Source organism: Bradyrhizobium sp. NAS80.1 (assembly GCF_001908205.1).
GTDB lineage: Bacteria > Pseudomonadota > Alphaproteobacteria > Rhizobiales > Xanthobacteraceae > Bradyrhizobium.
The window spans coordinates 1-14494 of record NZ_LGHL01000040.1; the positions used below are offsets into that span (position 1 = coordinate 1).

Here is a 14494-nt window from a genome sequence, read left to right on the forward strand (position 1 = left end):
GTGTTGCGGAAACCATCTTGGCCAGCGGCGACCAAGCTGCACAGACAGGCCGGACATCTGGATGCAAGCGATCCGATCAAACCTCACAATGCTCTTGTGCCACGGGGGCCGTCCACATATGGGTCCCCGCGTTCGCGGGGACGACACCGAGTTGTTGGAGACGCCTTCGCGCCCCCACTATTACTCCGCCAGCGCCTTCATCTCCCTGTAGAGATCCGACTTGCCTTCAAACCCGATGCCCGGCAGATCCGGCATGGTGATGTGACCGTTCTCGACGCGCACACCATCCGGGAAGCCGCCATAGGGCTGGAACAGGTCGGGGTAGCTCTCGTTGCCGCCGAGGCCTAGGCCGGCGGCGATGTTGAGCGACATCTGGTGGCCGCCGTGCGGGATGCAGCGGCTTGGCGACCAGCCGCAGGTCTTCAACACTTCGAGCGTGCGCTGGTATTCGCACAGGCCGTAGGACAGCGCGCAGTCGAATTGCAGCCAGTCGCGGTCGGGGCGCATGCCGCCGTAGCGGAGGAGATTGCGCGCATCCTGGTGACTGAACAGGTTTTCGCCTGTCGCCATCGGGCCCGGATAGAATTCGGCGAGTGCGGCCTGGAGTGCGTAGTCGAGGGGATCGCCGACCTCCTCGTACCAGAACAAGGGATAATCGCGCAGCATCTTGGCATAGGCGATCCCGGTCTCCAGATCGAAGCGGCCGTTCGCATCTACCGCGAGCTGCGCGTCCTTGCCGATCTCCTTCAGCACCGCCTCGATGCGCGTGCGATCATCCTCGATCGGCGCGCCGCCGATCTTCATCTTCACGACGTTGTAGCCGCGGTCGAGATAACCGCGCATCTCGTCGCGCAGCATCGAGAGATCCTTGCCGGGATAGTAGTAGCCGCCGGCTGCATAGACGAACACGCGCGGATTGGCGGTCACGCCGTGGCGCTCGGCGAGCAGGCGAAACAGCGGCTTGCCCGCGATCTTCGCCACCGCGTCCCACATCGCCATGTCGATGGTGCCGACCGCAACCGAGCGCTCACCGTGGCCGCCGGGCTTCTCGTTGGTCATCATCGCGCCCCAGACCTTGTCGGGGTCGAGATTGTCGCCGGCCGTGTTCAGAAGCGACTTCGGATCGGCCTCGAGAATGCGCGAGGCGAAGCGTTCGCGGATCAGGCCGCCCTGCCCATAGCGGCCGTTGGAGTTGAAGCCGTAGCCGACGACGCGCTTGCCATCGCGGACGACGTCGGTGACGACGGCAACGAGGCTCGTCGTCATCTTGGTGAAGTCGATATAGGCGTTGCGGATCGGCGACGAGATCGGCTTGGTGATCTCGCGGACATCGACGATGCGGACGGACATGGGGTGGCTTTCAGTTTATTGGCGTCATTCCGGGATGGTCCGAAGGACCACACCCGGAATCCCGAGATTCCGGGCTCGCGCTAACGCGCGCCCCGGAATGACGGCTTCGCCGTCACTTCTTATCCCTGAAATACGGCTCCACCGGACCATGCACCTTGATCGTCAGCGGATTGCCGTAGCGGTCCTTGGCGTTGCCTGCGGTGACGCGGACCCAGCCTTCGCTGATGCAGTACTCCTCGACATTGGTCTTCTCGATGCCCTTGAAGCGGATGCCGACGTCGCGCGCCAGGATGTCCGCATTGTAATAGGGGCTGTTCGGGTCGACCGACAGGCGGTCCGGAAATTCGTCGCTCATGATTGTCTCGCTCATAACAGGGTCTCGATCTTCTGCCGCAATCCTTCGGGCCGGGCGGTCGGCGCGTAGCGCGCGACCACCTTGCCGGCACGGTCCACCAGGAATTTGGTGAAATTCCATTTGATGGAGGCCCCGAGCAGGCCGGATTGCTGGTGTTTCAGGTACTCATACAGGGGGTGCGCATGGGCGCCGTTGACGTCGATCTTCTCGAACAGGGGAAAGGTGACGTCGTAGTTGGTCGAGCAGAACGCCTGGATCTCGCTCGCCTCCCCCCGGCTCCTGCGCGCCGAATTGGTTGCAGGGAAAGCCGAGCACCGAGAAGCCGCGCGGCGACAGGTCGCGATGCAGATCCTCGAGCCCGCGATATTGCGGCGTGAAGCCGCACTTGCTCGCGGTGTTGACGATCAAGAGCACCTGTCCCTCGAAGCGGCGCATCGGCACCTCCTCGCCGGCAAGCGAGTTGGCCTTGAAGTCGTAGATGACAGACATCGCTAACCCACAGGATCGATCGGCGACGGCGGCACACCGCCCGCCTCGATTGCTTCGCCCGCGAGCAGGCAGAGATCCTCGCGATAGCGGCCCGAGACGATGTGCACGCCGACCGGCGCCTTGCCCACGAGACCGGTGGAGACCACGAGGCCCGGCAGGCCCATGAACGGAATCGCAATCTGCGGCAGCTGCGCTTCCCAGACGCGCTTGAAGGACTCGTCGTCCTTGCGGTCGAGATGATCCGGGAACGGCAGCTCGCCGGAGACCGGCGTCAGTAGCACGGCATATTTTTCGAAGAACAGCATCCATTCGCGGGTCAGCGTGGCGCGACGCGTGAGCGCCTTTGCGTAGTTGGCCTGATCCATTGGCGTGACCCTGGCGCGGTTGCCGCGCAGGCAGACCAGCGCGCCGGGATCGCCTTCACGCTCGGCCATCTCGAGCTGGGCCTCATAGCCGTCGCCGAGCCAGAGTTTTATCTGCCACTCGACCGCCTCGCGCATCGGCGGGGTGTTCTCGATCACATCGACGGTCCACCCCGCCCGCTCCAGCCGCTTGCCGGCATCGCTCACCGCGGCCTTTACTTCAGGCGTGGTCGCAAGGCCGTCCGGGTTGAGGCAGAGCGCGGCGCGCTTCGGCCTGGCCGGGCCCTCCAGCGGCACCGGGACCCACCAGGGATCGCGCACGTCGCGCGCCGACATGGCGGCGAGCGAAATCCTGATGTCGTTGACGGTGCGCGCCAGGGGTCCCGACACCGCCATGATCTGCGGCCCGATCGGGCGCTCCGGCAGCGCGGGATTGAAGGCCGGGATGCGGCCCAGGGTTGGGCGCAGGCCATGCACACCACAGGCATAGGCAGGGTAGCGGATCGAGCCGGCAATGTCGGTGCCGTGGGCGATATGGCCGATGCCGGCCGCGACGGCCGACCCGGCGCCGCCAGACGAGCCGCCCGGCGTCAGCGAGGCGTCGCGGGGGTTCTTGGTGTCGCCATGGACCAGACTGGTGGTGAACCAGCGATAGGAGAAGGCCGGGCAATTGGTGCGGCCGAGCAGGATGGCGCCGGCTTTGCGGAAATTGGCGACGACCGGATTGTCCTCGCGCGCGATCAGGTCGCGCTGCAGCTTGAGGCCGTTGGTGGTGGCGAAGCCTTCCTGGTCGACATTGGCCTTGATGGTGACGGGCACGCCGGCCAGCACGCCGGGGTCCTCCCCCCTCGCGATCGCGGCATCGACAGCGTCAGCCTGCTTGAGCACGTCCTCCGGCCGGTGGTCGATCACGGCGTTGAGCTTGGGATTGACCGCATCCAGCCGGGCGAGGCCAGCCTTGGCCGCCTCCTTGGCTGACACCTTCCTGGACTTGACGAGGGTAGCGAGGTCGGCGGCCGACAGGCGCCAGAGATCTTGCATGGCTTGCTCCGTGTGACCGGCGTCTTTTAGCGCCGGGAACGCGGCAAAGCCATGCGGATTTCGCGGGGGCGAAGGTGAAGCTAGTGGCGAGTGGCCGACTGATCGGGGATGTCCAGCAGCGCCTCGGTGAAGGGAAACTCGAGCACGATTTCCCCATCGACGTCGGTCACCTCGATAACCGCCTCAAGCAGGGCCCGCTGGGTACCCTCGGACTTCACGACCTCAAGGATCATCTGGCGGGCGACTTCCCAGGCGCGATCAGGATTGCGCAGGTCCTCGCCGTCAGGATCCACGATCAATTCGTCGCCGATACGGGTGTTGAAGAAGTATCTGGGCATTACCGAATTCCAGCTGGGTCGCCTGTACCGGATTGAAAGCTGCACTGCACTCACAACTGCTTTATCAGGACAGGCTTCGCGACCGAATGCGCCACGCGCAAGGCAGCGTCGTCAGAAGTGATGTTCCACCATCATTTTCGCGCCGCAACATGGCTTTCTCGGGAAAATTTCACTGGCGAACTTTTCCGCCCGCAGTAATTTAACCGTTGGGCGGATACGTCCGAATTCGCGAATATGGAGAGCCAAAATGGCCTGGAAAGCCCCCAAGATCGTCGAAGTGCCCTGCGGTATGGAAATCAACATGTATGTGAGCGCCACCCGCAAGTAAGCGGTTTGTGAGTTCGCGTTCCGCGCAGGTGGATCTTTCGGTCACGATAGGTTTCCGGAAGATCGAGGTGTCTCGGCCTGAGATCCACCTCGCGACATTCCCTCCAGGAGACGGATTATGCTTCGCGTCGTCGTCCTGGGCGCCGGGGCCGGCGGCGGAGTACCGCAATGGAATTGCGGCTGCGAGGGCTGCCGGGCGGCCCGTACGAATGGCCATGAGCTTCAGAGAACCCAGGCCTCGGTCGCCTTCAGTGGCGACGGCGAGCACTGGTTTTTGATCAACGCCTCCCCCGACCTTCGCCAGCAATTGAACGCCACGCCGCAGCTACATCCGAAGGCGGGCGCGTTGCGCCACACGCCGATTGCGGGCGTGATCCTGACCAACAGCGAAGTGGATGCGGTCGCAGGCCTGCTCTCGATGCGGGAGGGTTCGCCCTTCACGGTCTATGCGCATGAGAAGGTGCTGGCGATCCTGAAGAGCAACAGCATCTTCAACGTGCTGAACGAAAAGAACGTACGGCGCCAGCCGATGGCTATCCGCGAGCCCTTCGAGCCGCGGCTCACCGATGGCGCGCGCTCGGGACTCGAAGTGCTGCCCTTCGCGGTGCCCGGCAAGTCGGCCTGGTATCTCGAAGGCAAGGCACATCCCGGCGGGGAGACCGGCGACGGCGATACGCTGGGGCTGAAGATCACCGACAAGTCGACCGGCAAGTGCTTCTACTTCATTGCCGCCTGCGCCGAGGTGACCGACGCGCTCAAGGCCGAGATCGATGGCGCCGCGCTGGTGTTCTTCGACGGCACGGTCTGGCGGGACGACGAGATGATCAAGGCCGGACTCGGCCACAAGACCGGCAAGAGCATGGGACATGTCGCGATGTCCGGCGACGACGGCGCGATCGCGCGGCTGGCCGATCTCAATATCGACAGGAAGCTGTTTCTGCATATCAATAACTCGAATCCGGCGCTGCTGCCTGGCTCGATCGAGCGCAAAGCCACTGAGGAGGCGGGCTGGCAGATTCCCGCCGATGGAACGGAGATCGTGCTGTGAATGCCGCGTCACTGACTGGAATGACCGCGCTCTCGATCGGCAAGGACATCAGGCTCAACTCGGCCGAGGAGCTGGAGGCGACGCTGCGCCATATCGGCGCGACGCGCTATCACAGCCTGCATCCGTTCCATAAGCTGCTGCATGGCGGCAAGCTGAACAAGGGCCAGGTACAGGCCTGGGCACTGAACCGCTACTATTACCAGAGCACGATCCCGATCAAGGACGCGGTGGTGATCTCGCGCTTCCGCGACCGCGCCACGCGCCTGGAATGGCGCCACCGCATCGAGGACCATGACGGCGATATCGGCTCTGAAGGCGGCATCGAGCGCTGGCTCAAGCTGACCGACGGCCTCGGGCTCGACACCGCCTATGTGGAATCGACGGAAGGGATTCTGCCGGCGACGCGCTTTGCGGTCGAGGCCTATGTCCATTACTGCCGCGAGAAGAGCCCGCTGGAGGCGATCGCCTCCTCGCTCACCGAACTGTTCGCGCCGAACCTGCACGAAGAACGTATTGCCGGGATGCTGGAGCACTACGACTTCGTCAACCCTGACATCATGAGCTACTTCAAGCGCCGTCTGGCGCAGGCGCCGCGCGACGCCGGGTTCGCACTCGACTACGTCAAGGCCCATGCGAGGACACCTGAAGAGCGCGCCTCCGTCTGCAATGCTCTGATCTTCAAGACCAACGTGCTATGGGTGCAACTCGATGCGCTCTACCATGCCTATGTCGAAGGCCACATTCCGCCGGGCGCGTTCGTGCCCAAGGCGAGCTGAAGAGGAACAGAAATGGCCGGGCCGCGTAACATCAGCGTCAGCGAGGCAAGCCGCCCCGTGCTGCCGCGGCATGCCAAGCTTAGATATGACGAGACGCGAAAAGTCTGGGTGATCCTGGCGCCGGAACGCGTGCTGGCGCCCGACGAAATCGCGGTCGAGGTCTTGCAGCTCTGCAACGGCGAGCGCAATGTCGGCGACGTCGCCGATCAGCTCGCGGCCAAATACGCCGCGCCGCGCGATGCGATCCTCACCGACGTGATCGCCATGCTGCAGGATCTCGCCGACAAGGGCTTCCTCACCGAGGCCCGGGAGAAGACGTTATGAGCGACGTGCTCGGCAATCCCGCTATCCCGCCCGACGCTAGCGACAGCCTCGCGGTGCTGGAGAAGCAGCGCTCGACGGCGGAGACCTTTGGCATTCCGCTCGCCGTGCTGCTCGAAATCACCCACCGCTGCCCGCTGCAATGTCCCTATTGCTCCAACCCGGTCGAGCTCGACCGCTCGAACAAGGAGCTGACGACGGATGAATGGAAGAAGGTCCTGAGCGAGCTCGCCGAGATCGGCGTGCTCCAGGTCCACTTCTCCGGGGGCGAGCCAACGGCGCGGAAGGACCTCGTCGAGCTGGTCAAGCATGCCAGCGATGTCGGCCTCTACACCAATCTCATCACCTCGGCCGTGCTGCTGACGCGCGAGAGGCTGAGCGAGCTTGCGGATGCCGGGCTCTGCCATGTGCAGATCAGCTTCCAGGGCACCGAAGACGGCCTTTCGGATCGCGTCGCCGGCTACAAGGGCGCGCATCACAAGAAGCTCGAGGTCGCGAAGTGGACGCGCGAGCTTGACCTGCCGCTCACCGTGAACGCGGTGATGCACCGCCAGAACCTGCACCAGCTCCCCGACGTCATCCAGATGGCGATCGATCTCGACGCCGACCGGCTCGAGGTCGCCAACGTGCAGTATTACGGCTGGGCGCTGAAGAACCGCGCCGCACTGATGCCGACGGTGGCGCAGCTCGATGAGGCCACGCGCCTCGTCGAGGAAGCACGCGAGCGGCTGAAGGGCACGCTTGCGATCGACTACGTCGTTCCCGACTATTACGCGCTGCGCCCGAAGAAATGCATGGGCGGCTGGGGTCGTCAGTTCTTCAACATCTCGCCGGCCGGCAAGGTGCTGCCCTGCCACGCGGCCGAGAGCATCACCGGGCTCGACTTCGAATCCGTTCGTTCAAATCATTCGATCGCCTGGATCTGGCAGAACTCGGACGCCTTCAACCGCTATCGCGGCACCGGCTGGATGAAGGAGCCGTGCAAGTCCTGCGAATTCCGCGAGATCGATTTCGGCGGCTGCCGCTGCCAGGCCTTCGCGCTGACGGGCGATGCCGCCAACACCGATCCGGCCTGCGCGCTGTCGCCGCTGCACGAGACCATCTTCAAGCAGGCCGAACGCGAGGCCGAGGGCGAGACCAACCGCTTCATCTACCGCAACTTCGCCGGCGGCACTCTGGAATCCGAGAATGGTGCCTGACGCCGACGCGGCCGCATCCGCCAAACGTACCGATCCCTTTGCGCCGCTGACCTCCGAAATGCTCGACGTCGGCGACGGCCACGAGCTTTACGTCGAAAGCGTCGGCCGCACTGAGGGCATTCCCGCAGTCTATCTGCATGGCGGCCCCGGCAGCGGCTGCCAGCCCGACCATCGCCGCCTGTTCGATCCCGATCGCTTCTGCGCCGTGCTGTTCGACCAGCGCGGCTGTGGCCGCAGCCGGCCGAAGGGATCGCGCGAGCACAACACGACGCAGCATCTGATCGCGGACATGGAAAAGCTCCGCGAAAGATTCGGCTTCGACCGCTGGATTGTCGTCGGCGGCTCCTGGGGCGCAACGCTGGCGCTGGCTTATGCGGAGGCGCATCCCGAGCGCGTCTCCGGCATCGCGCTGCGCGCGACCTTCCTGGGCACGCGGGCCGAAGTCGAGACGGCCTTCACCTCGCGCCTGCGACAGTTCTATCCCGCGCTTCACGAGGACTTTTTGAGCGCGCTGCCGCTAGAGGAACGCGAGCAGCCGGTGGACGCCATTTGGCGCCGCATCCTCAACGCCGATCCGGCCGTTCACGGGCCCGCGGCGCGCGCCTGGCACGACACCGAACGCACATTGTCCGAGCACAAGCCCGCAAAGACGCGACTGGACCTTGCCTCACTGAACGTCTGGCGCACACTGCCCGCGACGCCGTTCATGGAGGCGCATTATTTCATCAACAATTCCTTCATGACGGAGGACCAGTTGTTGCGAAATGCAAGCCGGCTGTCCGGCATTCCCGGCATCATGGTCCAGGGTCGCTACGATCTGTTGTGCCCTCCTGAGACATCCGAGGCGCTCGCTAAAGTTTGGCCGGGTTCCGAGATTCGTATCGTGGAAGGGGCCGGACATTCGCTCTATGATGCCGGCGTCAGGGACGCGGTCATGAGGTCGATCGCGGACCTTGCTTCGAAGACACCACGCTAGAAATCTAGACCCTCATCCTGAGGAGCGCGCTCTTTGCGCGCGTCTCGAAGGATGAATGGCCGAGGTGCTGCCGCGGGGGCCTTCATGGTTCGAGACGGCGCTTACGCGCCTCCTCACCATGAGGGTCTGGGTTCGCAAGGGAAGGACAACAAGAAAATGCCGCTCGCCGGGAAAGGCATGCTGCTGACGTCGATGAACATCGACGAGGCTGATGAGGCCGATTTCAATCGCTGGTACGATCGCGAGCATCTGGAAGAGCGCGTCGCGATCGAGGGTTTCCTGGAGGCGCGGCGCTATGTCGCGCACGCCGCCAATCCCAAATATCTCTGCCTCTATTCGACCGCGACGCTCGACGTGCTCGACAGCCCCGCCTACCGGACGCGGCTCGCAAATCAGACCGATTGGTCGCGGCGGACCATGGCGCGCTTCAAGAACATGCTGCGCGTGGTCGCACGCATCACCATCAGCAATGGCACCGGTCGCGGAGCTGCGCTCGGCGTGGTGCGGCTGCGGCCAACGCCCGACAATGCAGGGGCATGGCGCGATGCACTGCAAGAAAAGCTGGCGCCGGAAACGCACGAGGGCATCGTCTCGATGCATCTGCTCGAGAGCGAGCCGGAGCTATCCGGCGCAACGGTTGGGATTCCGGTTGTGCGCAACGAAGGCGCACGCGACTGGTTCGTGCTGATCGACGGCACGCATGTCGGCGCGGTCTCGGCCGTGATCGCCGAACGCCTCACCGGCCCTGCTGCCGCGCCCTTCCCGCTGCCCGTCTCCGTCGGCACTTACAGCCTGATGTGGGATCTCGCGAAGAGCGATATCACGCAGGGCTGAAGCAGCTATCCGCAGCGCAACATGTTGCACCGCCGCATTACCGCGCGCGGCCGCCAATGCCGTCTGCGCGCAGCTCCCATGAAAGGCGGTGATCGCGAAAATTTAGCGTTGTACTTCGGAACGGTTCTAATAAGCTAACCTCATGACGTCATTCAGAAACCAGATCGAAACGCCCTAAGCGTTCGCCAAGCTCAAGAAAAGGCCGCGGGGTCTTTGGGCCTGCGCGGACAGGGTAGGAATGAAACCGACCGATATCGCGGCCCCCGACTACTTTCACAAAGTGGTCGATTGTCAGTGGGCCTGTCCTGCGCACACCCCGGTTCCCGAATACATTCGACTGATCGCACAAGGCCGCTACAGCGACGCCTATATGATCAATTGGAAATCAAACGTGTTTCCCGGAATTCTGGGACGCACCTGCGATCGTCCATGCGAGCCGGCGTGCCGCCGCGGCCGCGTCGAGGAAAATCCCGTCGCGATCTGCCGCCTGAAGCGCGTCGCGGCTGACTTCAAGGATGACATCAAGCAGCGCCTGCCGCGCCCCTCACCCAGGAACGGCAAGCGCATTGCGCTGGTCGGCGGCGGGCCCGCCTCACTGACGGTCGCGCGCGATCTCGCGCCGCTCGGCTATCACTGCACCGTGTTCGATGCAGATCCCGAAGCCGGCGGCATGATGCGCACCCAGATCCCGAAGTTCCGCCTGCCCAATTCGGTGATCGACGAGGAGACCGGCTACATCCTCAATCTCGGCGTCGAGTTCAAAGGCGGTCATCGCATCGACAGCATGACGTCGCTGCTTGCCGAGAAATACGACGCGATCTTCGTCGGCTCCGGCGCGCCGCGCGGCCGCGAGCTCGACATTCCCGGCCGGAAAGAGGCGGCCGCCAACATCCACATCGGCATCGAGTGGCTGGCCTCGGTCTCGTTCGGCCATACCGACAAGATCGGCAAGCGCGTGATCGTGCTCGGCGGCGGCAACACCGCGATGGATTGCTGCCGCACCGCGCGCCGCCTCGGCGGCGAGAACGTCAAGGTAGTCGTCCGCTCCGGCTTCGAGGAGATGAAGGCCTCGCCCTGGGAGAAGGAGGACGCGATCCACGAGGACATCCCGATCCTCAACTACATGGTGCCGGTGGCATTCAAGCATGTCGCCGGCAAGCTGATCGGCGTCACCTTCGAGAAGGTGAAGGCCGAATACGACGCCAAGGGCCGTCGCAACCTGGTGCCGTCGGGCGAGCCGGACGAGACGATCGCCTGCGACGACGTGCTGGTCGCGGTCGGCCAGGAGAACGCCTTCCCGTGGATCGAAAAGGACTGCGGCATCGAGTTCGACAAATGGCATATGCCCAAGGTCGATCCGAAGACGTTCGTCTCCACCAATCCGAAAGTGTTCTTCGGCGGCGACGCCGCGTTCGGGCCGAAGAACATCATCTGGGCCGTCGCGCACGGCCATGACGCCGCGCTGTCGATCCACAAGATGCTCTCGGGCGAGGACATCAGCGAACGCCCGCTGCCGGAGGTGCAAATCTCCTCGCAGAAGATGGGCATCCACGAATGGAGCTATGACAACGACATCTCCAACGACAAGCGCTTCAAGGTGCCGCATCGTGACAAGGTCGTCGCACTGAAGGACATCCGTGCCGAGGTCGAGCTCGGCTACGACGTCAAGCTGGCGCTTGGCGAAGCCGAGCGCTGCCTGAACTGCGACGTCCAGACCGTGTTCTCGACCTCGCTCTGCATCGAGTGCGATGCCTGCGCCGACATCTGTCCGATGGATTGCATCACCTTCACTGACAACGGGGAGGAAAGCGATCTTCGCCAGCGCCTGAAGGCACCCTCGCCGCACCAGGACCAGGACCTCTACGTCTCCAGCGATCTCAAGACCGGGCGCGTGATGGTGAAGGACGAGGACGTCTGCCTGCATTGCGGGCTGTGCGCCGAGCGTTGTCCCACCGGCGCCTGGGACATGCAGAAGTATTTCATTGAAATGACCTACGCAGGATCATCATGCCCGACAAAAAGCCGATCAGCAGCGTAAACGACTTCGTCGTCCGCTTCGCCAACGTCAACGGCTCGGGCTCGGCCAGCGCCAACGAGATGTTCGCGCGCGCGATCCTGCGCCATGGCGTTCCGGTGAGCCCTCGCAACATCTTCCCCTCCAACATCCAGGGCCTGCCGACTTGGTACGAGGTGCGGGTGACCGAGGACGGCCATCTTGGTGCCCGCGGCGGCGTGGACATGATGGTGGCGATGAACCCGCAGACCTGGGACAAGGACGTCGCCGGCATCGAGCCCGGCGGCTATCTGTTCTACGATTCGACCAAGCCGATGCCGTCGACCAAATTCCGCGACGACATCACCGTGATCGGCGTGCCGCTCACCGCGATCACCAACTCGACCTACACCGATCCGCGCCAGCGCCAGCTGTTCAAGAACATCATCTATTTGGGCAGCCTCTCGGCGCTGCTCGACATGGACCCGAAGCTGATCGAACAGCTGATCGGCGAGCAGTACAAGGGCAAGGAGAAGCTGCTTTCGTCCAACGTCCATGCGCTGCATCTCGGCCGCGACTGGGCGCTGCAGAACCTGAAATGCCCGATTGGGCTGCGGGTGAAGAAATCCGACAAGGTCGGCGACCGCATCTTCATCGAGGGCAACAGCGCGGCCGCGCTCGGCGCTGTCTATGGTGGCGCCACCGTATGCGCATGGTACCCGATCACGCCGTCCTCGTCGGTGGCGGAAGCTTTCACCGCCCATTGCAAGAAGTATCGGCACGACCCTGAAACGGGCAAGGCGAAATACGCGATCGTGCAGGGCGAGGACGAGCTGGCTTCAATCGGCATCGTGATCGGCGCGTCCTGGAACGGCGCCCGTGCCTTCACCGCGACCTCCGGCCCGGGCATCTCGCTGATGACTGAGTTCATCGGCCTGTCCTACTTCGCCGAGATCCCGGCCGTGATCATGAACATCCAGCGCGCCGGCCCCTCCACGGGCATGCCGACCCGCACCCAGCAATGCGACATCATCGCCTGCGCCTATGCTTCGCATGGCGACACCAAGCACGTGCTGCTGTTCCCCGAGGATCCCGCGGAAGCCTTCGAGTTCGCGGCGGCGGCCTTCGATCTCGCCGAACGGCTGCAGACCACCATCTTCCTGATGCTCGACCTCGACATCGGCATGAACCACCGGCTCTGCCGCCCGCTGAAGTGGGACGACGCGCGGCAATACGACCGCGGCAAGGTGATGACCGCGGAGATGCTGGAGGAAGGCCGCGACTTCGGCCGCTATCTCGACGTCGACGGCGACGGCATCCCCTACCGCACCTATCCCGGAACGCATCCGACCAAGGGCTCCTACTTCACCCGCGGCACCTCGCGCGACCGCTATGCGCGCTACTCCGAGGAAGGCTCGGTCTATGCCGACAACATGCAGCGGCTCGTACGCAAGTTCGAAACTGCACAGGATCTGGTGCCGCGGCCGCTGCAGGCCAATGCGGAACGGCCGACCAAATACGGCGTGATCTATTTCGGCTCGACCTCGCCAGCGATGGACGAGGCGATCGGGCTCCTGGAAGCACGCGGGCATCAGCTCGATCGGCTGCGTATCCGCGCCTTCCCGTTCCACTCCAGCGTGGCGAGCTTCCTCGCCGAGCACGACTTCGTCTACGTGGTCGAGCAGAACCGCGACAGCCAACTCCGCCAGCTCATCGTCAACGAGAACGGCATCGACCCGGTGCGCCTCGTGCCGATCGTGCACTATGACGGCACCCCGATCACCGCCCGTTTCATCGCAAAAGCCATTGGCGACCATCAGGATCACCTCAAGGTGACCCCGCTCCGCAAGGCCGTATCATGACCTATATTGCAAAGCCGAAATTCCATCATCCCGGGCTGAAGAAGAACGAGCTCGGCTATACCCACCGCGACTACGAGGGCAAGATCTCGACGCTGTGCGCCGGCTGCGGCCACGACTCGATCACCGCCTCCATCATCGAAGCCTGCTACGAGCTCTCGATCGAGCCGCACCGGGTGGCCAAAATCTCCGGCATCGGCTGCTCGTCGAAGACGCCGGACTATTTCCTCGGCAACTCGCACGGCTTCAATTCCGTGCACGGCCGCATGCCCAGCGTGCTGACCGGAGCCAACCTCGCCAACCGTGACCTGATCTATCTCGGCGTCTCCGGCGACGGCGACTCCGCCTCGATCGGCTTCGGCCAGTTCGCGCATTCGATCCGGCGCGGCGTCAACATGACCTATATCGTCGAGAACAACGGCGTCTACGGCCTGACCAAGGGCCAGTTCTCGGCGACAGCCGACCGCGGCTCGAAATCCAAGAAGGGTGTCACCAACACCGACAACGCCATCGACCTCGTCGCGATCGCGTTACAGCTCGGCGCGACCTTCGTCGCGCGCAGCTTCTCCGGCGACAAGGCCCAGCTCGTGCCGCTGATCGCGGCTGCGATCCGCCACAAGGGCGCATCCTTCATCGACGTCATCAGCCCCTGCATCGCCTTCAACAACCACGCCGGCTCGACCAAGAGCTTCGACTATGTCCGCGAGCACAATGACGCCGTGAACCGGCTGGACGTGCTGGTCGGCCGCGATCCCATCGCCGTCGATTACGCGCCGGGCACGGTGCAGCTCGTTGAACAACATGACGGCAGCAAGATCGCGCTGCGCAAGATCGACGCCGACTACGATCCGCATGACCGTCTTGGCGCCCAGACCTTCCTCCAGAAGCACGCCGCGAAAGGGCAGATCGTCACCGGCCTGCTCTATGTCGACCCTGATGCGGAAGATTTGCACGAGCATCTCAACACGGTCGAGACGCCGCTCAACACGCTGGAAGCGGACACGCTGTGCCCGGGCTCTGCGGTGCTGGACAAGATCAACGCCAGCCTGCGGTGATCGCCCAAAGCTTGATGGTTGAGCCACCTCTCCCCGACGGGGAGAGGTCGGATTGCGAAGCAATCCGGGTGAGGGGCCGCGGCCATTCAGTGAGACTGTAATCCCTCACCCGGACCGCATCTTCGATGCGATCCGACCTCTCCCTACGGGAGAGGTGGAAACCGGTTTCCC

Annotated in this window: 16 protein-coding genes; 10 read left to right on the top strand and 6 right to left on the bottom strand. The window is 63.9% G+C overall.

Annotated elements, in window-relative coordinates:
• Window positions 1-180: 180 nt before the first annotated feature.
• The 6 genes from tarD to AC629_RS09910 form a co-directional block, all read right to left on the bottom strand.
• A complete protein-coding gene (gene tarD, locus AC629_RS09890; RefSeq protein ID WP_084804612.1) occupies window positions 181-1350 on the bottom strand; it encodes a D(-)-tartrate dehydratase in 1170 nt (389 codons plus the stop codon).
• Between the two features lie 112 nt (window positions 1351-1462).
• Complete coding sequence (locus AC629_RS09895) at window positions 1463-1720, bottom strand: DUF3297 family protein (protein WP_027548492.1); 258 nt, start codon at window positions 1718-1720, stop codon at window positions 1463-1465.
• Window positions 1717-1962: a hypothetical protein gene (locus AC629_RS50495; protein ID WP_502693006.1), complete on the bottom strand. Its 246-nt coding sequence runs from the start codon at window positions 1960-1962 to the stop codon at window positions 1717-1719. The genes AC629_RS09895 and AC629_RS50495 overlap by 4 nt, the downstream gene beginning before the upstream one ends.
• The gene (locus AC629_RS09900) at window positions 1871-2194 is read right to left on the bottom strand and encodes a hypothetical protein (RefSeq protein WP_502693005.1); all 324 of its coding nucleotides are present in this window, start codon (window positions 2192-2194) and stop codon (window positions 1871-1873) included. Before AC629_RS09900 ends, AC629_RS50495 begins: the two co-directional genes overlap by 92 nt.
• Window positions 2195-2196: 2 nt before the next feature.
• Complete coding sequence (locus AC629_RS09905) at window positions 2197-3597, bottom strand: amidase family protein (RefSeq protein ID WP_084804613.1); 1401 nt, start codon at window positions 3595-3597, stop codon at window positions 2197-2199.
• Between the two features lie 80 nt (window positions 3598-3677).
• On the bottom strand, window positions 3678-3935 hold the full coding sequence (locus AC629_RS09910; protein WP_084804614.1) for a DUF6894 family protein: 258 nt from the start codon (window positions 3933-3935) through the stop codon (window positions 3678-3680).
• Between the two features lie 247 nt (window positions 3936-4182).
• On the opposite strand from AC629_RS09910, the gene pqqA reads away from it, so the two are divergent.
• The 10 genes from pqqA (at window position 4183) to AC629_RS09960 (ending at window position 14323) form a co-directional block, all read left to right on the top strand.
• Window positions 4183-4263, top strand: coding sequence for a pyrroloquinoline quinone precursor peptide PqqA (gene pqqA, locus AC629_RS09915; protein ID WP_007595659.1), 81 nt, complete (start codon window positions 4183-4185; stop codon window positions 4261-4263).
• Between the two features lie 117 nt (window positions 4264-4380).
• Window positions 4381-5310 (top strand): pyrroloquinoline quinone biosynthesis protein PqqB, encoded by a 930-nt coding sequence (gene pqqB, locus AC629_RS09920; RefSeq protein ID WP_084804615.1) that lies wholly within the window; start codon window positions 4381-4383, stop codon window positions 5308-5310.
• Window positions 5307-6086 (top strand): pyrroloquinoline-quinone synthase PqqC, encoded by a 780-nt coding sequence (gene pqqC, locus AC629_RS09925; RefSeq protein ID WP_084804616.1) that lies wholly within the window; start codon window positions 5307-5309, stop codon window positions 6084-6086. Before pqqB ends, pqqC begins: the two co-directional genes overlap by 4 nt.
• Window positions 6087-6098: 12 nt before the next feature.
• Window positions 6099-6410 carry a pyrroloquinoline quinone biosynthesis peptide chaperone PqqD gene (gene pqqD / locus AC629_RS09930; protein ID WP_084804617.1) on the top strand — a complete coding sequence of 104 codons (312 nt, stop codon included), beginning with the start codon at window positions 6099-6101 and terminating at the stop codon, window positions 6408-6410.
• On the top strand, window positions 6407-7606 hold the full coding sequence (pqqE, locus tag AC629_RS09935) for a pyrroloquinoline quinone biosynthesis protein PqqE (protein WP_084804618.1): 1200 nt from the start codon (window positions 6407-6409) through the stop codon (window positions 7604-7606). The genes pqqD and pqqE overlap by 4 nt, the downstream gene beginning before the upstream one ends.
• Window positions 7596-8582, top strand: a complete 987-nt coding sequence (gene pip / locus AC629_RS09940; protein ID WP_084804619.1) for a prolyl aminopeptidase — start codon at window positions 7596-7598, stop codon at window positions 8580-8582. Before pqqE ends, pip begins: the two co-directional genes overlap by 11 nt.
• A 156-nt stretch (window positions 8583-8738) precedes the next feature.
• Window positions 8739-9416, top strand: coding sequence for a DUF4286 family protein (locus AC629_RS09945; protein WP_084804620.1), 678 nt, complete (start codon window positions 8739-8741; stop codon window positions 9414-9416).
• A gap of 238 nt (window positions 9417-9654) precedes the next feature.
• Window positions 9655-11454, top strand: a complete 1800-nt coding sequence (locus AC629_RS09950; RefSeq protein WP_084804621.1) for an FAD-dependent oxidoreductase — start codon at window positions 9655-9657, stop codon at window positions 11452-11454.
• Window positions 11424-13271, top strand: a complete 1848-nt coding sequence (locus AC629_RS09955) for a 2-oxoacid:acceptor oxidoreductase subunit alpha (protein WP_084804622.1) — start codon at window positions 11424-11426, stop codon at window positions 13269-13271. The genes AC629_RS09950 and AC629_RS09955 overlap by 31 nt, the downstream gene beginning before the upstream one ends.
• Window positions 13268-14323: a 2-oxoacid:ferredoxin oxidoreductase subunit beta gene (locus AC629_RS09960; protein ID WP_084804623.1), complete on the top strand. Its 1056-nt coding sequence runs from the start codon at window positions 13268-13270 to the stop codon at window positions 14321-14323. The genes AC629_RS09955 and AC629_RS09960 overlap by 4 nt, the downstream gene beginning before the upstream one ends.
• Window positions 14324-14494 lie beyond the last annotated feature (171 nt).